This is a genomic window from Winogradskyella sp. SYSU M77433, assembly GCF_029911945.1.
In the GTDB taxonomy this organism is placed as follows: domain Bacteria; phylum Bacteroidota; class Bacteroidia; order Flavobacteriales; family Flavobacteriaceae; genus Winogradskyella.
This window is the reverse complement of sequence record NZ_JARYTG010000001.1, coordinates 711,742-736,771: the sequence shown is the minus strand read 5'-3', so window position 1 is coordinate 736,771 and position 25,030 is coordinate 711,742. Positions and strand designations below refer to the sequence as shown.

The window sequence follows — 25,030 nt, the reverse complement described above, 5'->3', positions numbered from 1 at the left end:
CTGTTTTTTTATTGAAAAATTCTATAAACTATTGTATTAATTAAATATTGTAGAAGGACATTGTGGACATTATTTATTGCTACGTTTTAATATAGTTGATTTTAAATTAAAAAGCCGCTTGTAGTAACGAGCGGCTTTTTAAGCAATAAACAATTTAGGTTATCTTTTATTTAGTTTTACATTTATATTATTGTACAGGTGTAACCTCCAAGTCATCTATGTATATAATACCTCCTACGTTTCCATCATAACTCATACTTATAGCAAATCGAGCATTATTAGGGCCGCCGTTTGTTGTGCTTGCTGTGAATTCATAAGTAACCTCAGTCCATTGGTTATTAGTAAAACCAACCTCTGGTGCACCCCATTCAGCCCAACCCGGATCACCTCCTTGATCTATTGCTACTTTTATATTTGAAATGCCTGTACCTTTAAACCAAACACTTAAAATATATGTTTGACCATCTACTACATCCATACTAGAATTAGGTTGAATATTCCAAGGATTAGCACCTAGCTCATTAATAGTCATTTTAAGACTTTTATCGCCATCATGGCTGTCTTCATCAGTTATTTCTCCAGTGGCAAGAGTACTATTTAAACCTCCCCAACCAGTTATGTTATCAGCAGCACCCAAGTCAGACTCTTCAAAGCTACCGTTTATATTAACAGGTGGTGGTGGTGGTGTACCTTGGCCTACTAAAGTTGCGTTATCAATAAAATAAACCGCATTTTCTACAGCACCTAAATCCATTACTATTCTTGTCTGAGCTGAATTTGCTGTGAATGTCCAAGAGATCTGTTGCCATTCAGCAGTAATATCATAATTGCCACTATATTGAGCAGAGCCACCAGGATTGGTTGAAAATCTGATATTACCACCATTTCCAGGAGTTCCTGATTGACCTTTAATCCACATGAAGAAAGTATATTCTGCACCATCTTGAGTTATTGCATCATCACTTACAAATTGTGTGTTCCATGGATTAGGACCAAGCCCTTCAGCACGTAGAGACCTACCATAATAAGTTTCACCACTAGCTGTTGTTGCTGTTAAAACATCAGCACCGTTAAACTTACTCCAATTAGTAAAATCATCTCCAGATCCTAATTCAAAATTTCCATTAGCTAGTAAGTTTTCGCCAACATAGAAACTCTCACCAGTTGATGCTTCACCACCAGTAGTTGTGATAAGAACTTCAGTTGGGATATTAGGGTTTAATCCTGCAGGAATAGTGATTGTTAATTCTTCCGATGTGGATGATACTACGGTTGCTTCAACTTCACCTACAGTTACAGATTGAATGTTATCTAAGGAAGTACCACGAATTGTAAGATCCTCACCTTCAGGAACTGCATTTGCAGAAAGAGCCTCAATAATAGGAAAAGGTCTTGGTACTATTGTAATGTCTGTTGTAACAATATAACCATCTGGCATTACTAAAGTAACGGTTCTTTCTCCAACACCTCCATTGATTGGTGTTGTAAATGTAATCATGTTACCATCTAGTTGATAAGGAACTTGATTACTGTTTAAGAAAACAAATAAAACGTCATTGAAGTTCTCACCTTCTAGAGTTACTTCATCACCAGGGAAAATTTCATTTGGTGAAATAGAAATAATTGAAACTTCTCTAAAAGAATCATCATCCTCACAACTGACTACAAAAAGGACAGATATTATAGCCAAAAATACACCTATTAGTCTCAGAGCTTTTAACATTTTTTTTAAAATTTAATTGATTAATATGAAAATTGGTTCTTTACTTCAAAAATTATAATTAGGTATAATTTTATCAATTTGTTAAAAAGAACTTGATATTTTAATCATCATTGTAAAAATCAGTTCTTATAATGTAAATATAGTCAATAATTTAAAAAGCGCAACCGATTGCGTAATTTTTTTGTTAAAAATGTTAATTTCTTGTGGTTAGTTAATTCACTATAGTGAACATCATAATTAAACACATTGTAAATTGACTATTTTTTGACAAAATTTATTGTTGCTAAAAAAAAGGGCTGTTTGTACAAACAGCCCTTTTTCGGAAAATAAACGCAACTAACTAATTCAAACTAATGTTTATAGTTTCTAACATATCTAATATCCAGGGTTTTGGTAAGCTGCTTTCTCAGCTTCTGTTGCATCCATTCTGTCAAATTGGGTTTGAGGGATTGGTCTTAAATAATGATAAGGTTCTATAGTTCTTGTTGTTACTGTAGGGTTATGGTCTGAAGCGTCGTTACCACCAATTTCATAACTACTAGCATATTCATTCCATTTTTGAGTACGCACTAAATCATACCATCTGTATCCTTCACCGAAGAATTCTCGTGAACGCTCTGCGAGAATATAATCGATATCGATTACAGCAGGTGTAGCATTTACCATAGCTGCACTATTATCTTCTATACGTTCTTGTTGTTCTCCGTTATCAAAACGCCACATACCTGCACGTGCACGAATAACGTTCACTAAATCTCTAGCTGTATATGATCCTGAAGCACCCTTTACTGCAGCTTCAGCAGCTACCAAGTAAAATTCTGAATACTTTGCAATTGGAAATGGTCGTGTATTTCCTACATTTGGTTCTCCTAATCCACCTTGGTTATCAGTACGGTATGTGCCTAATTTCCATAAGCCTGGATAAAACCTTCTATTTATTTCATTTAAGTTTATGACATAATCAGATCTACCTGATATTTCTCCACCACCAATATTTCCACCGTTGACATAACTCACACTAGGGTCGTATTCATCTAAGAAAGATACAACGGCATCACCAGGTTCAATTTCAAGACCATTAGCAGCTGTAATGGTAGGTGTTTCATCACCACCTTTATCCCAATTACCTCTATAACTAGTTACAAAAGTACCATCGTAGCGAGAGTCTATATCTTTGTTCGTGAATGTTTGCGTGAATACACCTATTGTTGGAGCCATACGTGTCCAAGGTCTTCCGTAGCTTTGTGCTGCTTCTCTTTGTACAGCAGCAACACCATCTACACTTATGGTAGTATAATTAGATGTCACCATCCAAACAGCGGTGTTTGTACCATCAGTACCGCCAAAACCTGTTAATGGTCCACCGTTATATATAGCACTTGTCTCAGTACGGTCTGAGTAAAGCATCATTTCTTCATGACGATCATTTGATCCTACGTGAACATCATAGAAATAGTCCAATAGTCTGTAAGGACCAGGGTTTTCAATACCATTAACGGCTAAGTTATAAGCCTGCTGAAAATAGTAAGAAGGACCATTACCATCTGGATCTGTTCTTGGAGTATCAGGGTAGGTTGGTATTCCATTAGGGTTTTCTAACCACCAACCATAAGTTAAATAAGCTTTTGCTAAATATAGTCTAGCTACATTTTTAGTTACAGTTCCTGTTAGTCTTGGATTATCTGGTAAATTATCTACTGCAGCAATTAAATCTGGTATAATTGCTCGAGTATATACTTCAGGTACAGTGTTACGTACAGAAGTTCTAACAGCAGATTGGTTAAAAGCAAGTTCTCCAGATCCTAAATCTAAAGGTACACCACCATAAGTTTGAACTAATAGAAAATAATAAAAAGCACGGAAAAATTGAGCTTCAGCAATTAATGATTCATCTAGCCCAACAGCTTCTGCGTTTTCAATAATACCGCTAGCAGTATTTATTGCTGGCCAGCTCGCACCCCAAGGTCTTCCTATAGAAAAACCACTTTCAGGTCGCAAATTACCTTGTCCAGCAAGATCTAAATCAAAAAAGTTATTATTTGCACTTTGAGCAGCGCAATATTCATCGGTACCTGTTTCACCTAAATTTAAAAAATAAGCGAAACCGTAAACATCTCTTAATCTCTCATAAAGAAAGGTTAATCCACCTTGTACTCCTAATTCTGTTTGGAAGAATTCAGGTGTAAATACGCCTCTTGGCTCTTCTTGGATTATATCCTCTGTACAAGAGCCTGTAAGCAATGCAATTAATAGTATTGCTATTGATACATTTTTAAATCTAATCTTTATCATGTTCATCTTTTTTAAAATGTTATGTTTAATCCTAGCAAAAAGTTTCTTGAAGTAGGCACATTGGTACCTATCGTTGGTATACCACGTGCAATATTCCCTGTGTTTACAGCTACATTTTGACGTGATCCATCACCATTAGTTCCAGAGTTTGTTTCAGGATCTAATCCAGATTCATCATGAAAAGGTGAAAACAAAACAAAAGGATTCTGTACAGTGGCATAAATTCTAAGCTTTTGTATAAATGTTTTATCTAAAACTTTGGAATCCATATTGTAACCCAATGTCATTGCACGTATCTTTAAATAAGAACCATCAAAGTAACCTAAAGTACTAGCGTATTTTTGATTGTCTCCACTTTGTACACCACCAGGCGCAGGGTATTTAGCGTCAGTATTAGTTGGTGTCCAATAGTCTACATCAACATTATTACCTCTACCTGTAAGTAAGTTAAGGTAACCGTTTGAACTGTATAGAGTACTCACCAAAACACCACCACTTTGAAAGGCTCCAATCGTTGTGAAATCAAAATTCTTGTAAGCAAAGCGCGTATTAAAACCACCTTGAAAATCTGGTGTTGGATCAATAATAACCCTATCTTCAGCACCTATAGCTCTTGTTGGTGAACCGTCATCGTTATAATCTCCTGTGTAACGTACCTTAATCATACCTAATGTACCATCAGGTTCATATTGCTCAAAATATTGGTAATCTGGATCTGATTCGTTCCAAAGACCAACACGGTCGTAATCAAAAATTACGTTTAGAGGTTGTCCCACAAACCATAAGTTACCTTCGTCTCTAGTTTGACCAGAAGATAGTGAAGTAATTTCATTTCTATTAGTGTAGACATTAACTCCTACATCCCATGAAAAACCATCAGGATTGTCAAAAATAGTACCATTAAGAGCAATTTCTAAACCTCTGTTTTCAGTAGAACCAATATTAGAGGTTACACTACCTACACCAGAAGTTTCAGGAAGGGCTAGACCTAATAGAATATCATTAGTCTTGGTTATATAGTATTCTATACTTCCTGATAAGCGATTATTAAAGAAACCAAAGTCGACTCCATAGTTATATGTCTCTGAGAATTCCCATCCTAATTCAGGGTTTGGTAATTGTGTCACATAAAAACCATTAGCATAAGTAGTGTCATAATTATATTCTACTTGAGATAATCTACCTTGAACGGAAAAAGGAGCAATAGCCTGGTTAGAAGTTTCCCCATAACCTGCTCTTAATTTAAGAAGATTAATCCAACTTACATTTTCTAAGAAAGGCTCATTACCAATATTCCAACCCAAGGAAACTGCAGGATAAGTAAACCATTTATTACCAGGGGCTAATCTAGATGAACCATCAGATCTTAGAGTGGCTGTAAGTAAGTACTTATTGTCGTATTGATAAAGTATTCTACCCATAACGGATAATAAACCACTTTCAGAATAGCCTGTTCCATATCTTAAAATATCTTCTGAAAGAGCAGAATCTAAGTTGTACCATAATGAAGTTTCATCAGGAATATTTTGAACTGCCAAACCAGAATTGTCAAAATGATTTTTTTGAGATGAGAACAACCCAACGAAATTGACCTTGTGTTTTCCAAATGTACGATCAAAAAGTAATTGGTTCTCAATGACGTAATCCCACAGCATTGATGTATCGTAGCTAGCATTAGAAGGTGTTGTAGGGTTAAAGTTAAACACACCTTGTCCTCTAAAATTCCCATCTCTAGATGTACGATAATTCAAACCTATATTTAAACGGTATTTTAAACCATCAACAATCCATGGTAATTTTATTTCACCATAAATATTGTTATAAGTACCAAAATCTATTTGTTCATTTGCTCTACCTTTTCCTACTCGATTAATTTCATTTCTTGTTGGAATCCACAATTGGTCAGCTTCAGTTGTAAGACGAACCGATTCTAAAAAATTGCCATTTTCATCATATGGGCTTAATAGAGGAGAGGCAGAAAGAACACCACCGACACCAACAATACTACTCGTTTCACTAAAGTTAGTTACAGTATTTATACCAAAGCGGATGTTATCTCCTACATTTTGATCAATTTGAGCACGAAAAGTATATCTATCAAAAGAATCACCAGGAACTACTGATGTTTCTTTAAAGTAACCAAGCCCTACATTATATGAGCCACTCTCACTACCTCCTTGTACACTGATATCATGAGCGGTTTGTAATCCACTACCATATAATAAATCTTGCCAATCGGTATCATTCCCTAAAAACTCATCTCCGCCCAAACCATAAATTGGATTACCATTTTGGCGCGGATGCGCAGCTACATCAGCGCGTAATTGTATTAGTTGGGCAGCATTCATTAATGGATATTTCGCAAATACCTCCTTAACGGCATAATAAGTATTGTAACTAAACTGAGCTTTTTGACCAATGCTACCAGATTTTGTCTCGATTAAAATAACACCATTAGCACCTCTAGACCCATAAATTGCCGTAGCGGATGCATCTTTAAGTATTTCAATACTTTTGATATCTACTGGATTAATATCGTTAAGTCCACCTGCAAAAGGAATACCGTTAAGTACAATCAATGGATTGTTATCTGCAGAAAGTGAACGTACACCACGTATTCTAATTTGTGGTGCTGATCCAGGTCTAGTACTTGTTGATTGGATGTTAACACCTGCAGCTCTACCTTGTAATGCTTGTTGAAAGTTAGCAGCTTGTACTTCATTTAAATCCTCACCTTTAATAGAAACCACTGAACCCGTTACAGACTCTTTACTTTGAGTACCATATCCAATTACTACAACTTCTTCTAATTGTTCTTGATTCTCTTCTAATGTAATGTTTATACTAGTTCGTCCATTAACAGAAATTTCTTGAGTTGTATAACCCAAGTAACTAAATATAAGGACAGCATCAGGCGAAACATTGTTTAAAGTATATTCACCATCAAAATCTGTTTGTGTTCCATTAGTAGTATTAGATACAATAATGTTAACACCTGGAATAGGTCCGTTTTTGTCAGATACAGTTCCTGAGACTGAAATATTTTGCGCAAAAGCGGGTAAAACAAAGCCACCGAATAAGAGAAGAAAAAGTAGCTTCCTTAGTCTTCTTAAATGTTCATTAGATAGTTGATTGATCATTTTTATTAAGTTTTTAGTTTTTTATATAAAAAAGAAACACATTCTTAAAAATGCATGCTTTTTATTTTTGTTACTGTAAAATTACATTATTATTCAAATTATGCAACCGATTGCGTTAATTTTTTGTAAAAATTTATACGACAATTCTTAAATTTCTCTTAATTTATATGTAAAAAACTGTATTTCAGTTATTTAAAATTAAATGTTAAAATATGAGCTTTTGGTTTAAATCTCTATTTGGAAGCATTAATACTCATTTTTGTGTCCAAATATGGTTTGTTTTCGATGTGTTTTTTGAGAAAAAATGATTTTTAAGTAAAGTTTTATAAGAATAAGTTATTTGATTCTTGAATATATAAGAAATAATAAAAAGCAAGTAAGTAATGTAATAAGTTTTCGTGTTTTAAGAGTAGTATATATAGGAGAGTTTTTATTTAAAATGAATCTTTCATTTATTTATGTATAAAATTAATAGGTATTAATTATATCAATTATATCAATTGAGGATTTTAAAAGTAGATACAGATAAATAAATTATAATTTCAAATAAAAGTCGTTTGATTGCTTTGCGTCATATTTTTCTTGATCAAAAATGTATAGATAAGATCCCTTAGTAGAAGAGGTCATATCTTTTTCGTTTAACTTAATTAATATATCCATCGACTTTATTTTATTCACAAAGTTTCTTTTGTCTAATTTTTTATCTAAAATAGACTCATACAATTTTTGAAGTTGTCGCATTGTAAATTTTTCAGGCAGAAGACCAAATCCAATTGGACTGATGGATGTTCTTCTGCGTAAGCGTCTAGTCGCTTTAGATAGCATTTCATTATGATCAAATATTAAACTGGGAGCTGATGATAGACTAAACCATTTGGCATTGTGATACTCAATTAGTTTTTCATTGTGCTCTTCAATATTTATAATAGCGTAATAAGAAGTAGATATTGTTCTTTCTGCAGGATCTCGATTAATTTCACTCCAAGTATAGAATTGTTCCATATAAATATCATCCATACCAGTTAGCTTATGAAGAATTCGTTGGGCAGCATCGTCTAATGTTTCTTCGGTTTTTAAAAAACCTCCAATCAAAGACCATTTTCCTTTTTCAGGTTCAAAATCTCTTTTAACCAACAAAACTTTTAAATCTTCATTATCAAACCCAAAAATTATACAATCTACAGCTAATAGAACTTTATCTTCAGGGTTGTAGCCAACTATCATAGTGCAAAATTATCTTTCGCCAAGATAAAGTTTTTTAATTAAAACTATTATTAAAAATTAATAAGTGTTAGATTTACATTTCTTAATAGGTTCAAAATCTAAAATATAGCACTTCTATAATTAAAAAGCTGTTCATATGCGATTATTAAAAAACATCTTGACTTTAGCTTCATTAGTCATATTGCTAAGCTGTAATAAGGACAAAAAAAATATTGCTGATGTACAAGAATTAAAAGTAGGTTATAAGATTTCTCCAGTCGATATTAAAAACGTAAGGGTTACTGATAATTTTTGGTTGCCGATAATTAAACGTGTTCAAGAAAAAACCATTGATTATGCTATTGCAAAATGTGAAGAAGAAGGCCGTTTAGATAATTTTTTGATAGCTGGTGGTGAAATGGAAGGTGAAACTAGAGGTGAAATGCCTTTTGATGATACAGATGTCTACAAGATTATCGAAGGTGCTTCAAGCTCATTAATAAGCGCCCCAAATAAAGAATTGGAAATGGTTTTAGACTCTTTAATAAGTATTGTTAAAACAGGTCAAGAACAAGATGGATATTTAACGACATGGAGAACGATAAATCCAGCTAAGCCACCTGCATGGTGGGTTGAAGTAAAGGAGGGTAAACGTTGGGAGTCTTTAGCAGCCAGTCATGAATTGTATAATGCAGGTCATCTTTATGAAGCAGCAGCAGTGCATTATAAAGCAACGGGTAAAAAAAACTTCTTAGATATAGCATTGAAGAATGCAGATCTTATGGTTAAAACATTTGGAAATGATGAAGGTAAAATTCATACCGTTCCAGGACATCAGATTATTGAGACAGGTTTAATAAAACTTTATCAAATCACGGGTAAAGAAGAATATATAAACTTAGCTAAGTACTTTTTAGATAATCGTGGTAATCCTAAAAATCACGATCTTTTTGGAGCATATTCCCAAGATCATATTCCAGTAGTAAAGCAAGATGAGGTTGTTGGTCACGCTGTAAGAGCAGTATATATGTATGCGGCAATGACTGATATTGCTGCTATTAAAAATGACAGTTTATATAAAAGAGCCGTTGATAAGCTATGGAGAAATATGGTTTCCAAAAAAATGTACATCACAGGTGGACTTGGCGCAAGGCATGATGGTGAGTCCTTTGGTGAAAATTATGAACTACCAAATTTAACGGCTTATAGTGAAACTTGTGCAGCTATTGGTAGTGTTTACTGGAATCACAGAATGCATAACTTTTATGGCGAAGCTAAATATTTTGATGTTATTGAGCGAACTTTATATAATGGACTAATCTCTGGATTATCATTAGACGGAACCAACTTTTTCTATCCAAATGCTTTAGAGTCTGATGGTGAATATAAATTTAACCGAGGTTCATGCACTCGTCAAGCTTGGTTTGATTGTTCATGTTGTCCTACCAATATCATTCGTTTTATACCATCAATTCCAGGATTAATATATTCCAAAGGAAATAATACGGTTTATATAAATCTATATGCCTCAAGTCAAGCTGATATTGATTTAAAAGGTAAAGCTGTTAAGGTGACTCAAAAGACATCATATCCTTGGAATGGAAAAGTAAGTGTCAATATTGAAGCTGATTCTAAGACAACTGTAAAGTTTCGTGTGCCAGGTTGGAGTAGAAATGAAGTTTTACCAAGTGATTTATACACATATACGGACATATATAAAGGTGAACCGAGTTTGTCCATCAATGGAGAAAAAGTAAAGACTTCAGTAAGTAATGGTTATTTTGAAATCACTAGAAAATGGAGTGCTGACGATAAAATTGAAATCAACTTTCCAATGGAAGTACGTACTGTAGAAACAAATGAAAAAGTAGAAGACAATGAAAATAAATTATCATTAGAATATGGGCCTTTAGTATACGCTGTAGAAGAAGTGGATAATCCAAAATTTAATGATATTACTGTGTCACCTTCAGATGAATTCAAGGTTAATGAAGAACAAATTCTTGAGGGTATTTATTCTGTTTCAAATGAAAAACTCAAGGCAATCCCATACTATTCATGGGCAAACAGAGGTGTAGGAAAAATGAAAGTTTGGTTACCCTTAAATAAAGATAAATGAAAACATACGTAATAGGACTTGATTATGGCTCAGATTCTGTAAGAGCAGTATTGATAGACACGCAAAATGGAGCAGAGCTGGCTTCAGAAGTATTTTGGTATCCAAGATGGAAAGAACAGCAATATTGTAACCCTGGTATCAATCAGTTTAGGCAACATCCGTTAGATCACATAGAAGGATTAGAGTACACGATAACTTCAGTAATTTCACAAAGTGGCGTAGCGCCAGAATCTATAGCAAGTATTTGTATAGATACTACAGGTTCTTCACCATTACCTTTAAATAGCGAAGGAAAGCCTTTAGCTTTAGTAGATGGTTTTAAAGAAAATCCAAATGCGTTAATGGTACTTTGGAAAGATCATACCGCAGTTAATGAAGCTAATGAAATTAATGAATTAGCAAGGAATTGGGGCGGAGAAGACTACACAAAATACGAAGGTGGAATTTATTCTTCAGAATGGTTTTGGGCAAAAATTTTACACATAGCTAGACAAGATAAAGCAGTTAAAGAAGCGGCGCATACTTGGATGGAGCATTGTGATTACATAACTTATTTATTAGCAGATAATCCAGATTTAAAAACCTTTAAACGTAGTCGTTGTGCAGCTGGGCATAAAGCCATGTGGCACGAAAGCTGGAATGGTTTACCTGCGGAAGAATTTCTTTATCAACTAGATCCTTATTTAGCTGAATTAAGAGGGAATTTATACGATGAAACTTACACTTCAGATGAAATTGCAGGTCATTTAAATGAAGAATGGGCAAATAAATTAGGTTTAACTACCAAAACAGTCATTGCTGTTGGTACGTTTGATGCACACTCAGGAGCAGTTGGAGCTAAAGTAGATAAACACGCTTTAGTACGTGTTATGGGTACTTCAACCTGTGATATTATGGTTGCAGATGAAGCTGTTATCGGAGGTAATTGCGTTAAAGGAATTTGTGGACAAGTAGATGGTTCAGTAATTCCAGGATTTATTGGTTTAGAAGCTGGACAATCAGCTTTTGGAGATGTGTTAGCATGGTTTAAGTCTGTTTTAGATTGGCCAATTGATAATTTAGTAATGACATCTTCAATACTTTCAGAAGACCAAAAATCTCAACTAAAAGAAGAAATTGAAGCCAACTTTATAAGAACTTTAGCAAGTCAAGCTGAAAAAATTCCGTTAGAAGAAGCTGTGCCAATCGCTTTAGATTGGGTAAACGGTAGACGTACGCCAGATGCCAATCAAGAATTAAAAGCTGCATTTACAGGTGTGTCTTTAGGTACTAAAGCGCCTCATATTTTTAAGGCATTGGTTAACGCTATTTGTTTCGGTTCTAAAATGATTGTAGATCGTTTTGAAGACGAAGGCGTAAAAATAGATACTGTAATTGGTATTGGTGGTGTAGCACGTAAATCGCCATTTATCATGCAAACATTAGCTAACGTATTAAATATGCCAATAAAGGTAGCAGAGTCTGATCAAGCACCAGCTTTGGGTGCAGCAATTTATGCAGCAGTAGCAGGAGGTGTTTACAGTAATGTGGTAGAGGCAAGCAAAGTTATGGGAAGCGATTTTGAAGCAGAATATTTCCCACAAGCTAATCAAGTAAAAATTTATGCAGACTTTATGGAAGACTATAAAGCTTTAGGCGAGTTTGTAGAAGCATCAATAAAATCAAAAAAATATGAGTTCCAAGTATAAATCACTTAAAGAAGAATGCTACGAGGCAAATATGCAACTTAACGCATTAGATCTTGTGGTGTACACTTTTGGAAATGTAAGTGCGGTAGATAGAGCAAATGGCGTTTTTGCCATTAAGCCTAGTGGCGTGCCTTACGAGACTTTAAAACCAGAAGACATCGTAATTTTAGATTACGATAATAATATAGTTGAAGGAACAATGCGTCCTTCTTCTGATACTAAAACCCATTCTTATTTATATAAAAATTGGAATGATATAGGCGGTGTAGCACATACACATGCTAAGTTTTCTTGTGCCTGGGCACAAGCCCAAAAAGATGTGCCAATTTTTGGTACAACACATGCAGACCATTTAACTGCAGATATACCTTGTGCGCCACCTATGGCAGATCATTTAATTGAAGGAAATTATGAGCATAACACAGGTATTCAGATTTTAGATTGTTTCAAAGAAAAAAATCTATCTCATCAAGAAGTAGAAATGATTTTAATAGGAAATCATGGACCTTTCACTTGGGGAAAAAATGCTGCAAAAGCAGTATATAACAGTAAGGTTTTAGAAGTCGTTGCAGAAATGGCTTATTATACGCTTCAGATTAATCCAGAAGCACCACGATTAAAAGATTCATTAATTAAAAAACACTACGAACGTAAGCACGGTAAAAATGCCTATTACGGTCAATAAATTAAGTTAATAAAAATGATAGATATTTCAAATAAAGAAGTTTGGTTTATTACAGGTAGCCAACATTTATACGGACCAGAAACCTTAGCGCAAGTAGCTAAAAATTCTGAAGAAATTGTAAGAGCATTAGATGCTTCTTCTTCAATTCCTGTAAATGTAGTTTATAAACCAACCGTTAAATCTACAGAAGAAATTTACGAAACACTAACCGCTGCAAACCAAGAAGAAAACTGTATTGGTGTGATTACTTGGATGCATACGTTTTCACCTGCAAAAATGTGGATTCGTGGGTTAACAGCACTACAAAAACCATTATTACATTTACATACGCAGTTTAATAGAGACATTCCTTGGAATTCTATCGACATGGACTTTATGAACCTAAATCAAGCGGCTCATGGTGACCGTGAGTTTGGTTTTATGGTAAGTCGTTTGCGTAAAAACAGAAAAGTAGTTGTTGGTCATTGGTCAGAAAATTCAGTGCAAAAAAGCATTGGAGAATGGACACGCGTTGCAGCTGCTTGGGATGATTGGCAAGGAGCAAAATTCGCTCGTTTTGGTGATAATATGCGTTTTGTTGCCGTAACAGATGGCGATAAAGTTGAAGCTGAAACTAAGTTTGGTTTTTCAGTAAACACCTATGCGGTTGGTGATTTAGTTGAAGTAATTAATTCGGTAACAGATGCTGAAATTGATGCTTTAGTTAAAGAATACGAAGCATCTTATAACGTAAGCGAAAATTTACTAGAAAACGGTGATAAACGTTCCTCTTTAATAGAATCTGCTCGTATCGAATTAGGTTTAGAAAAATTCTTAGTAGAAGGCGGTTTTAAAGGTTTTAGTGATACGTTTGAAGATCTTCATGGCATGAAACAATTACCAGGAATAGCAGTACAACGTTTAATGCAAAAAGGCTACGGATTTGCTGGAGAAGGTGATTGGAAAACAGCTGCTTTAGTAAGAGCAATGAAGGTTATGGGATCTGGTCTTGAAGGCGGTAATGCATTTATGGAAGATTACACCTATCATTTAGATCCACAAAAACCACGTATTTTAGGATCACACATGTTAGAAGTAGATCCTGTTTTAGCAGCCAATAAACCGTCTTGCGAAGTTCATCCTTTAGGAATTGGCGGTAAAGAAGATCCTGTACGTTTAGTATTTAATGGTAAAGCTGGCGATTCTTTAGTGGCAGCTTTAATGGATTTTGGTAACCGTTTTAGATTATTAATCAATAAAACAGTTGGTGAAGAAGTAACAGAAGATTTACCTAACTTACCAGTAGCTAGAATCATGTGGAAACCATTACCAGATTTCAAAACAGCTTGTACAGCTTGGATTTTAGGTGGCGGAGCGCATCATACATGTTATAGCGAAAACGTGTCGGTAGAGCAATTAGAAGATTTTGCAGAAATGGCAAACATCGAAGCTTTAGTAATAGATGAAGATACGACAATTAGAAACTTCAAAGAATCTATTAGAGCTAATGAAGCTTACCACATGTTTCGTTAAACAGAAACTAACTTAAACTAACATAAAAATGAAAAACTTAAAACCCGTTTTATATTGTTTTGTGTTTGCTTTGGTAGCAAGTCTTAACATTCAGTGTAAAGAATCTAAAAAAGAAGAATCAACCGAAAAACCAGAAACTATGGTCCAAGAAAAACTTGCAATAACAAAATCAGAATTTGGTAAAACTGAAGACAGCACAACTATTGAGCAATACACTTTAAAAAATGCCAATGGAGTAGAAATGGACGTTATTACTTATGGTGGTAGAATAACTTCGCTTAAAGTACCAAACAAAGATGGTAAATTAGAAAACGTGGTTTTAGGTTTTGATAATATTGAAGATTACCAAAAAGACAATCCGTTTTTTGGAGCCTTAATTGGTCGTTACGGTAACCGTATTGCTAAAGGAAAATTCACTTTAAATGGTGAAGAATTTACGCTAGCAACTAACGATGGTTCTAACCATTTACATGGCGGTGTTAATGGGTTTGACCGTGTAGTTTGGACAGCGACACCAGTTGAAGGAACAGAAGATTCAACGTTAAAATTAACCTATACTAGTAAAGATGGTGAAGAAGGTTACCCAGGAAATCTTGAAGTAACAGTAACTTACACATTAACAAAAGACAATGCTGTTGAGGTGACTTACGAAGCTACTACAGATAAAGCAACAGTGGTTAACTTAACACAACACGCTTATTTTAACTTAACTGGAGATTTTTCAAAAGACATTTTAAATCATGATGTTGTAATTAATGCTGATGCTTTTTTACCAGTAGATGAAACTTTGATTCCTACAGGTGAAATAAGAAAAGTAGAAGGAACGCCTTTCAACTTTAATTCATCTAAAAAAATAGGTGAAGAAATTAACGCAGACAACGAACAATTAAAACGAGGAAAAGGTTACGACCATTGCTGGGTTTTAAACGGAGAAAAAGGTGATATGCGTTTTGTGGCTTCGGCTTATGATGAAACTAGCGGACGTTTTATGGAAATCTTTACCGAAGAACCTGCAATTCAGTTTTACACAGGTAACTTTTTAGATGGTACTTTGCCAATGGTAAATGGCGGAACGTATGCTCACAGAACAGGTTTCTGTTTAGAAACACAACATTATCCAGATTCGCCAAACCAAGATAACTTCCCGTCAACGGTTTTAAATCCTGGTAACACTTATAAAACTAAAACTACGTTTAAGTTTTCAACTAAATAACTAACTAAACTAACTAACTATGCAAACTTTAGATTTATATGACTGGATTGCAATTGTCTTTTACTTTCTGGTATTAGCAGGAATTGCAGTTTGGGTAATACGAAAGAAAAATGCAAACACAGAAGATTATTTTCTAGCCGGAAAAAACGTCGGATGGTTTGTAGTCGGAGCATCCATTTTTGCATCTAACATCGGTTCAGAACACGTTGTAGGATTAGCAGGAGCAGGAGCTGGCGACAAATTACCAATGCTTATTTACGAAATTCAAGCTTGGGTTGTATTAATGTTAGGATGGATTTTCCTTCCTTTTTATGCACGAAGTGGCGTATTCACTATGCCAGAATTTTTAGAAAAACGTTTTGATGCACGTTCGCGTTGGATTCTTTCCATTTTTTCTATTGTTGCTTATGTTTTAACTAAAATTTCGGTAACTATTTATGCTGGAGGAATTGTGGTTTCTGCATTATTAGGTATCGATTTTTGGACTGGTGCACTGGCAACCGTAATCCTAACAGGAATTTATACCGTTTTAGGAGGAATGCGTGCAGTAGTTTACACCGAAACCTTACAAGCTGTATTATTAGTGATTGGTGCAGCAGCTTTAACCATTATTGGTTTAGATAAAGTTGGTGGTTGGGAAAGTATGACCCAAACCGTAACACCAGAATATTTAAATATGTGGCGTTCTATGGATGATCCAAACTTCCCATGGTTACCGCTTTTAATTGCAAGTACCATTACTGGTATTTGGTATTGGTGTACAGACCAATATATTGTACAACGTGTGTTAACAGCAAAAAATATTAAAGAAGGTAGAAGAGGAACCATTTTTGGTGCCTTCTTAAAGCTGTTACCAGTATTCTTGTTTTTAGTACCAGGTATTATTGCTTTAGCTTTAAAAATGAGAGGTGAATTAGAATGGGAAAGTGCAGATCAAGCTTTTCCTGTGTTAATGAGTAACTTACTACCTTCAGGTTTACGTGGTCTTGTTGCAGCAGGTTTATTAGCTGCGTTAATGAGTTCTTTAGCATCAGTATTTAACTCTTGTTCAACATTATTTACTATTGATATTTATAAGAAATTAAAGCCAGAAACACCTGAGAAAAAATTAGTAAGAACGGGTCAAATCGCTACAGGAATTATCGTGTTAATTGGTATGTTATGGATTCCGGTAATGGCAAATATTTCTGGTGTATTATATGAATATCTACAAAGCGTACAATCGTATATCGCACCACCAATTACAGCGGTATTTTTATTAGGTATATTCTCTAAACGTATTAACGGAACAGGTGCTTTTGTAACATTAGTCGCTGGGCTTGTTGTAGCGACTATACGTATCGTTTTAGAGTTGGTTAAAGACAACTTTAGTACAGACAGCATTTTATATCAATTTGGAGATATGAACTTTTTAACCTTTGCATCTTGGTTCTTCTTATTCTGTATAATTCTTATTGTTGTAGTAAGTTTACTAACAGGAAAACCAGCTAAAGAAAAGGTAGAAAATCTTACTTTCGGAACAATTTCAGAAGAAGAAAAATCTAAAAACAAAAGCAGTTATAACTGGGTTGATGTGTTAGTTTCTCTTCTAATTATTGCTGTTGTTGTTGCAGTTATGTTATTTTTTAATGGTGAGTAACTAATTAAATTTAACTCTTCTTCAAAACAAATTCGAACCGCCAGCTTGTCATCTAATTTCTAGTAAACAAAGCTTCTAAATGTTACTTATAGATAACATTTAGAAGCTTTGTTTTTTTTGCAAAGAAATGATTTTAAGTAAAATTTCAATATATTGCAATCGATTGCGTAATTAAGCTTAAGGCAATCTTTTCAATAAAATCTAAAACTAATCAATAGGCAATTCTGTATGAAAACATCTTATTTTTTTCTGTCATTACTAGGTGTAATGTTTTTGTTTTCTTGTGAGAACACTAAATCTAACAAGAACATTGATGATAACGAAACACAAACTTTACATGAAGCTAAATTTCCGTTTTATAATACGTCCTTGTCTATGGAAGAGCGTATTCAAGATTTAATTTCAAGATTAAGTTTAGAAGAAAAAGCAGATCAAATGATGCACAATACAAGTGCAATTGAGCGCCTTGATATTCCACCATATAGTTACTGGAATGAAGCGCTACATGGCGTAGCCCGTTCAGGAGTAGCGACTGTTTTTCCTCAAGCTATTGGTTTGGCAGCCACATTTGATGATGATTTAGCATTTAGAGTGTCTTCTGCAATTTCAGACGAAGCCCGAGCAATGCATAATGTAGCAAAAGAAAAAGGTTATCATAAACAATATGGAGGCCTAACTTTTTGGACTCCGAACATCAACATATTTAGAGATCCTCGTTGGGGTCGTGGTCAAGAAACTTATGGTGAAGACCCTTATTTAACGTCTGTTATTGGGAAGTCATTTGTAATGGGCTTACAAGGTGATAATCCTGATTATTTAAAAACAGCAGCCTGTGCTAAACACTATGCTGTTCATAGTGGTCCGGAAGAATTAAGACATGAGTTTAACGCTGTGTCGAGCAAGAAAGATTTATGGGAAACTTATCTTCCTGCATTCGAAGTTTTAGTTAAGGAAGCCAATGTTGAAGCCATTATGTGTGCTTACAATAGTACAAACGGAGAACCATGTTGTGCTAATAAATATTTAATACAAGATGTTTTACTTGATGAATGGAGTTTTAAAGGGCATGTGTTAAGTGATTGTTGGGCAATCGTAGATTTTTATACTCCGAAAGGAGAAGGAGGTCATGGTGTAACGAATACTCAGGCAGAAGCTTCTGCCATGACTGTAAAACATGGAGTAAGTTTAAATTGTGGGGATTCTTATTTAGATGGACTTCCTGAGGCTGTAAAACAAGGTCTGATTACAGAATCTGAAATAGATGAAAAATTAGCTATATTACTTAGAACAAGATTTAGATTGGGTTTATTCGATCCGCCTAAAAGCAATCCTTATGATGATATTTCTGAAGATGTAATCAATAGTGATGCACATAGAGATTTGGCTAGAGAAGTAGCACAGAAAAGTATTGTACTGCTCAAAAATAACGGTGTTCTACCTGTAAAGAATGATTTATCCAAGTACTTTATAACTGGTCCTGTAGCTATAGATACAGAAGTGTTGTTAGGTAATTATTATGGTGTAAACCCTAAGATGGTTACCATTATGGAAGGTATAGCAGGAGCTATAAATCCAGCAAGTCAATTACAGTATAGAATGGGTGCAATGCTTACGGTTCCAAAAGAAAACCCGTTAGATTATGCTACGGGAAATGCATCAAATTCAGATGTTACTTTTGTTGCTTTAGGGATATCTGGATTGATAGAAGGGGAAGAAGGAGCTTCCATTGCATCAAAAACAAAAGGAGATAGATTAGATTATAATTTGCCAAAAAGTCAAATAGATTACCTTAAAGGATTAAGGGAAGCTGCTGATAAAGATCCAAACAACAAAAAACCTATTGTTACTATTGTCACAGGTGGAAGTCCAATGAATCTTGCCGAAGTAGAAGAATTATCTGATGCAGTATTGTTGGCTTGGTATCCAGGCGAAGAAGGAGGTAATGCTATAGCAGATGTGTTGTTTGGCAAAATTTCACCTTCAGGAAAATTGCCTATTACCTTCCCGAAATCTTTAGATCAGCTTCCTGATTATGAAGATTATTCAATGATAGGACGTACGTATAAATATATGGATTTAGATCCGATGTATCCGTTTGGGTATGGTCTAAGTTACACCACATTTAAGTATGGTAATATTGATTTATCTTCAAAATCGATATCAAAAAATGATACTGTAACTATTTCTGTAGACGTAACAAACGAAGGAGATGTAGATTCGGATGAAGTTGTACAATTATACATTACAGATGTTGAAGCTTCTTTTAGAGTTCCGAATTCTCAATTGAAAGCTTTTAAACGTATCAACATAAAATCAGGTGAAACCAAAACAGTAAGTTTTAAATTAAATTCAGAAATGTTTCAGGGAATCAATGAAGATGGTGAAAAGGTTTTTGAAACTGGTGAGTTTAAAATTTTTGTGGGTGGTTCTAGTCCAATGCCTCGTAGTAAGGAATTAGGTGTTAATATGGTTGAAACTTCTATTACCTTTCAATAGAAGTTACTCCATAAAATATCTGCAATTATAACTTGTTGAAAGCTATGATTTACTAATTATTACTTTTGGTAGAACCACGAACTATGATTTCGGTGTTTAAAAAAGTAATTTCGGTAATACTTTTCTTTTCCGAATGCTTAAGGTGTTTAAGTATCTTTTTTGATGATGTTTTACCCATTTCATAGGCAGGATGTGATATAGTTGAAAGTCCTGGATCAATAATTTGAGATAAAGGGTCATTGTTAAAACCAATGATTTTAAGTTCGTCAGGTATTATCAGTCCTCTTTGTTTTGCAACTTGAATTGCAGCAACTCCTGTGGTGTCATTTGATGAAAAAATACCATCTGGCGGATTGTCCATATCAAGTAGTTTATTCGTTGCTTTTTCACCTTCCTCGTAACTCATTGTTTTTACATGTTGAATCAAATCTTCTTCAACAGGCAAATTATGCTCTTTTAGCGCATCTCTGTAACCTCTTTCACGCTCCTTGTATATGTTCCTGAATTTTAATCCACCTATGTGTGCTATACGTCTAGCTCCCATTTCAATTAAATGATTGGTGGCTTTATATCCAGCAGAATAATTATCAATCATTACTCTGTAAGTGTCAAAATCTTTCGGAACCCTATCAACAAAAACTAATGGAATGTCTTTTTCCATAAACTGTTCAAAGTGATTAGTTTTTGTGGTTTCCATAGCAAGAGAACATATAATACCACTTACTCTACTATTATAGAGTGCTTGTGCCATGTTTACTTCGTCTTCATAGGAGTCATGAGACTGTGTAATAATAACATTGTAACCAGCTTTTTGAGCGGTTTCCTCAATACCAGAAATTAAGGAAGCCATAAATGGCCTGTTAATACGAGAAATTAATACTCCAATAGTTTTTGATTTATTATTTCTTAAACTAGAAGCTAATACATTTGGGGTATATCCCATTTTATTAGCCATTTCATTCACCCTTTCTATGGTTTTTTTACTAATGCTCCTGTGGTTTTTTAAAGCTCTTGAAACTGTAGAGCTTGATAAATTTAGCTCATTAGCAATGTCATAAATAGTAATGTCTCTATTATTGGCCATATTATTTATTAGTGTTTAGTTAGCAAAAATAATACAATAAAACATATACCTATTTTTCAAGGCTATATAAGGTTGCTTTTTGGTTAATAGACACCTCTAATGTATTCGTGTATATTGTTTTTGTAAAATGCTTTTAATTGTAAATGTAGTTCTGAGCTTAACTCACTTATTTCAGATGTACTGCAATTAGAATCTATTTGCGCAGGCGAGCTAGCACCTGGAATTATGCACGTAACGGCATCATGATCTAATATCCATCTTTGTGAAAATTGAGCCATACTTAATCCTTGAGGCAAAAACTTTTCCTCTATCGCTTTAGAGAGTTCTACACCTTTTTCAAATGGTAAACCAGCGAATGTCTCGCCTACATTAAAAGCTTCACCGTTTTTGTTGAAGTTTCTATGGTCAGAGTCTGCAAATGTTGTTTCCTTATTAAACTTACCTGTTAGTAACCCACTAGCCAGAGGTAAGCGAACAATAATACCAATATTTTTTTTCTTGGCTTTTGGTAAAAGTTCATCTAGAGCTTTTTGTCTTAATACATTAAATATTATTTGAAGTGAAGTTATACCTTCTTGTTCAATGCAAAATAATCCTTCTTCAATAGTTTCTACAGAGGCGCCAAAAGCCTTAATTAGCCCTTCTTGTTTTAGCTGTCTTAACCAATCAAAAATCACTCCTTCATATAAAACATCAGGTGGAATACAATGAAGTTGAAGTAAATCAATAGAATCTAAGCCCAATCGCCTTAATGAATTTTCAACTGATTGTCGTAAAGCTTTCTCGCTAAAGTTATCTGGAAAAACACTGGCATCACGACCAAACTTTGTAGCAACTTTAATATTAGTTTCTGTTGACTTTAAAAATTTTCCAATGAGTTCTTCGCTCTTGCCAGCTCCGTATACATCGGCTGTGTCAAAAAAAGTCACTCCATTTTCAACCGCTTTATTCATTATGGCAAAGGCATTATCTTCAGAAATATCTTTTCCCCAATCTCCACCTAATTGCCAACAGCCTAAACCTACTTCGCTTACTGTGAGTTTTTTATAATCTAAATCTCTATATTTCATATGTAGAACTTAAACAATTAGTGTGCAAGATAGTGATTATACTCTGTTTTTTTTTATATTTACGCAACCGATTGCATTTGTGCAAAAAAATAACTAAGATGAAAAATGTAAGTCACTATTTTGCTTTGTTTTTAAGCCTATTGATTTTAAACAGTTGTGAGCAAAAAAAAGAAGAAGTTGAAAAAGATAACAGTGTAGGTTTAAAAGATGCCTATAAAGAAGATTTTCTGATTGGTGTAGCTCTAAATGCAAGTCAGATAGAAGAGCAAGACTCTATTCAAAATAAATTGATAAGTGGTGAGTTTAATAGCGTAACTCCAGAAAACGTTATGAAGTCTTTATTAATTCATCCTAATAAAGATACTTATAACTTTGATTTACCGGATAAACTTGTAGCCTTGGCAGAAAAAAATGAGATGCACATTCAAGGGCACACTTTAGTTTGGCATAGTCAGTTGTCACCGTTTTTTAAGGAGATATCAGATAGTACAGCAATGGTTGAAGTTTTAAAAGACCATATAAATACAATAGTTGGTAGATATAAAGGAAAGATTGATGCGTGGGATGTTGTTAACGAAGCACTAAATGATGATGGTACTTTACGCAAAACAGTTTTTCTAGATGTTCTGGGTGAAGATTATTTGTCCTTAGCCTTCAATCTCACTCAAAAAGCAGATCCTGAAGTAGAGTTATTTTATAATGATTATAGTATGACTAATCCTAACAAACGTGCTGGTGCTATAAGAATTATAAAAAGAATGCAAGAACAAGGAGTGCGAGTAGATGGAATAGGTATGCAAGGTCATTGGGATTTGAATAGTCCAAGCATTGAAGAAATAGAAACCAGTATAGTACAATATGCAGAATTAGGAATTAAAGTTGATATTACAGAACTAGATGTTTCGGTAATACCAATGCCGTGGGATTTTTCAGGTGCAGATGTTAATGTGAAATTTGAAAGCACTGACCCAACAATGAATCCTTATCCAAAGCAATTACCAGATTCAATACAAGATCAATTGGCAAAACGTTACGAAGATATCTTTAAGCTTTTCCTGAAGCATAAAGATAAAATTAATAGAGTGACATTTTGGGGAGTTAACGATGGTAACTCTTGGAAAAATGATTGGCCAATAGAAGGTAGAACCAACTATCCTTTATTATTTGATAGAAACAACAAAAAGAAAAAAGCATATCATTCACTTATAAAATTGAAATCAGATTCTAAATGATTTTGGTGAAAAAAATAGTATTCACATTAAGTCTTTTATTGACATGTTATGGCTTAAGTGCTGAGGTAATACTGCCAAGCTTTATTAGTGATGGCATGGTACTTCAGCGTAACGCTGAGGTTAAAGTTTGGGGTTGGGCTTCACCAAATGAAAGGGTAACCGTAGATTTTAATGACATAAATCTTGAAACTAAGACCAACTCAGATGGAGAGTGGATGGTGGTTTTAAAAGATTTACAAGAAGGCGGACCATATCAAATGGTAATCTCAGGCACAAACACCATAACAATAAATAATATATTCGTTGGTGATGTGTGGCTCTGTTCAGGGCAATCAAACATGGAATTGCCTATGCGAAGAGTAAAACCTTTGTATAAAGAAGAAATTGCGACAGCTCAAAATTCAAGAATACATTATATTGAAATTCCACAACGTTATAATTTTAAGCAGCCACAACAAAATATTGAAAAAGTAAAATGGCAAGAAGTTAGTCCAGAAACTATTTCAGATTTTTCTGCCGTTGCCTATTTTTTTGCTAAAGAATTATACGATACCTATCAGGTGCCTATAGGTTTAATAAATGCGAGTTTAGGTGGCTCACCTGCCGAATCTTGGTTAAGCGAAGATGAACTAAAAAAATTCCCACATTATTTTAATGAATTGCAACAATTTAAAAATGATGAGCTAATAGATTCCATTCAAAATCATGATAACAATCACTGGCAAGATTGGCATTATACACTTCATAAAAAGGATATAGGTAATAAAGACACTCCTTGGCATAGCAAGAATTTAGACATATCAAACTGGGATGAAATGGAAGTGCCAGGCTATTGGATTGATGAAGAACTTGGCGACAAACATGGTGTGGTATGGTTTAGGAAAGATATAGATGTGCCAAAGTCAATGCTAAATCAATCGTTGTCATTAGAGCTTGGTAGAGTTGTCGATTCAGATTCTGTTTATGTTAATGGAACCTTTGTTGGTACTACAGGATATAAGTATCCACCAAGATGGTATACAATTCCAAAAGATCTTTTGGTTGAAGGTGAAAACAACATTACCGTTAGAGTTATCAATGAAAGTGGAAATGGTGGTTTTTATGAAGATAAACCTTATCGCATAACCTCAGAAAAAGACACGATTGATTTAAAAGGTACATGGAATTATAAGTTGGGAGCTGATATGCCCGCAAAAGCCAGTCAAACTTTTATTCGCTGGAAACCTACAGGTTTATATAATGCGATGATAGCACCATTATTAAATTACGAATTAAAAGGTGTAATTTGGTATCAAGGAGAATCTAACGTTAAAAATCCAAAGGAATACGAAACACTTTTCCCATGCTTAATAGAAAACTGGAGAGCGAAATTCAACCAAGATAATCTTCCGTTTTTATTTGTTCAGCTGGCTAACTACTTAAAGGCTAATGATACACCAACTGAAAGTAGTTGGGCTGAATTGAGAAATGCACAGTTAAAAACGTTATCTCTTCCAAATACCGCTATGGCTGTTACTATTGATATTGGTGAATGGAATGATATTCATCCTCTAAATAAAAAAGATGTTGGCAAAAGATTGGCTTTAGCAGCTAAAAAAATAGCCTATAAAGACTCTGAAGTTGTGTATTCTGGCCCAATACTTAAGTCATATGAAGTACAAGAGAATGAGATTATTTTAGAATTTGAAAATACAGGTAGTGGTTTAATGGCTAAAGGAGGCGAGTTAAAAGAGTTTGCAATAGCTGGTGCAGATAAAAAATTTGTTTGGGCAAAAGCAGAAATAAAAGGAGATAAAGTAATAGTTACAAACCCAAGTATTACAAACCCAGTAGCCGTTAGGTATGCTTGGGCAGATAATCCTGACGAAGCCAATTTGTACAATAAAGAAGAATTACCAGCTTCACCTTTTAAAACTGATAAATGGTAACAACAT

Annotated in this window: 15 protein-coding genes; 9 read left to right on the top strand and 6 right to left on the bottom strand. The window is 34.3% G+C overall.

The window, feature by feature from the left end; all coding sequences use genetic code 11:
* Positions 1-187 precede the first annotated feature (187 nt).
* The 4 genes from QGM60_RS03015 to QGM60_RS03000 form a co-directional block, all read right to left on the bottom strand.
* Entirely contained in the window at positions 188-1,723 is a 1,536-nt protein-coding gene (locus tag QGM60_RS03015; protein ID WP_281138749.1) for a carbohydrate binding domain-containing protein, read from the bottom strand.
* Positions 1,724-2,098: 375 nt separating this feature from the next.
* Entirely contained in the window at positions 2,099-4,015 is a 1,917-nt protein-coding gene (locus QGM60_RS03010; protein WP_281138748.1) for a RagB/SusD family nutrient uptake outer membrane protein, read from the bottom strand.
* Positions 4,016-4,026: 11 nt separating this feature from the next.
* Positions 4,027-7,155 carry a TonB-dependent receptor gene (locus tag QGM60_RS03005; RefSeq protein ID WP_281138747.1) on the bottom strand — a complete coding sequence of 1,043 codons (3,129 nt, stop codon included), beginning with the start codon at positions 7,153-7,155 and terminating at the stop codon, positions 4,027-4,029.
* 534 nt (positions 7,156-7,689) lie between these two features.
* Positions 7,690-8,379 carry an NUDIX domain-containing protein gene (locus tag QGM60_RS03000; RefSeq protein ID WP_281138746.1) on the bottom strand — a complete coding sequence of 230 codons (690 nt, stop codon included), beginning with the start codon at positions 8,377-8,379 and terminating at the stop codon, positions 7,690-7,692.
* 136 nt (positions 8,380-8,515) lie between these two features.
* Here QGM60_RS03000 and QGM60_RS02995 point away from each other — a divergent pair, with 136 nt between their 5' ends.
* The 7 genes from QGM60_RS02995 to QGM60_RS02965 all read left to right on the top strand — a co-directional run bounded on the left by QGM60_RS02995 (position 8,516) and on the right by QGM60_RS02965 (position 19,710).
* Positions 8,516-10,477, top strand: coding sequence for a glycoside hydrolase family 127 protein (locus tag QGM60_RS02995; protein ID WP_281138745.1), 1,962 nt, complete (start codon positions 8,516-8,518; stop codon positions 10,475-10,477).
* Positions 10,474-12,165: a ribulokinase gene (locus QGM60_RS02990; protein ID WP_281138744.1), complete on the top strand. Its 1,692-nt coding sequence runs from the start codon at positions 10,474-10,476 to the stop codon at positions 12,163-12,165. The genes QGM60_RS02995 and QGM60_RS02990 overlap by 4 nt, the downstream gene beginning before the upstream one ends.
* Complete coding sequence (locus QGM60_RS02985; RefSeq protein WP_281138743.1) at positions 12,149-12,850, top strand: L-ribulose-5-phosphate 4-epimerase; 702 nt, start codon at positions 12,149-12,151, stop codon at positions 12,848-12,850. Before QGM60_RS02990 ends, QGM60_RS02985 begins: the two co-directional genes overlap by 17 nt.
* A 15-nt stretch (positions 12,851-12,865) precedes the next feature.
* Complete coding sequence (gene araA / locus QGM60_RS02980; RefSeq protein WP_281138742.1) at positions 12,866-14,362, top strand: L-arabinose isomerase; 1,497 nt, start codon at positions 12,866-12,868, stop codon at positions 14,360-14,362.
* A gap of 28 nt (positions 14,363-14,390) precedes the next feature.
* Positions 14,391-15,575: an aldose epimerase family protein gene (locus QGM60_RS02975; RefSeq protein ID WP_281138741.1), complete on the top strand. Its 1,185-nt coding sequence runs from the start codon at positions 14,391-14,393 to the stop codon at positions 15,573-15,575.
* Positions 15,576-15,594: 19 nt separating this feature from the next.
* Positions 15,595-17,214, top strand: coding sequence for a sodium:solute symporter (locus tag QGM60_RS02970; protein ID WP_281138740.1), 1,620 nt, complete (start codon positions 15,595-15,597; stop codon positions 17,212-17,214).
* 228 nt (positions 17,215-17,442) lie between these two features.
* Entirely contained in the window at positions 17,443-19,710 is a 2,268-nt protein-coding gene (locus QGM60_RS02965; protein ID WP_281138739.1) for a glycoside hydrolase family 3 C-terminal domain-containing protein, read from the top strand.
* A 52-nt stretch (positions 19,711-19,762) separates the two neighbouring features.
* Here the strand turns inward: QGM60_RS02965 and QGM60_RS02960 are convergent, their stop codons facing one another.
* On the bottom strand, positions 19,763-20,794 hold the full coding sequence (locus QGM60_RS02960) for a LacI family DNA-binding transcriptional regulator (protein WP_281138738.1): 1,032 nt from the start codon (positions 20,792-20,794) through the stop codon (positions 19,763-19,765).
* Positions 20,795-20,877: 83 nt separating this feature from the next.
* Positions 20,878-21,864, bottom strand: coding sequence for an aldo/keto reductase (locus QGM60_RS02955; RefSeq protein WP_281138737.1), 987 nt, complete (start codon positions 21,862-21,864; stop codon positions 20,878-20,880).
* A 98-nt stretch (positions 21,865-21,962) separates the two neighbouring features.
* Between QGM60_RS02955 and QGM60_RS02950 the strand changes: the two genes are divergently transcribed.
* On the top strand, positions 21,963-23,096 hold the full coding sequence (locus QGM60_RS02950; RefSeq protein WP_281138736.1) for an endo-1,4-beta-xylanase: 1,134 nt from the start codon (positions 21,963-21,965) through the stop codon (positions 23,094-23,096).
* A gap of 5 nt (positions 23,097-23,101) precedes the next feature.
* Positions 23,102-25,024, top strand: coding sequence for a sialate O-acetylesterase (locus QGM60_RS02945; protein WP_281138735.1), 1,923 nt, complete (start codon positions 23,102-23,104; stop codon positions 25,022-25,024).
* Positions 25,025-25,030: the final 6 nt, after the last annotated feature.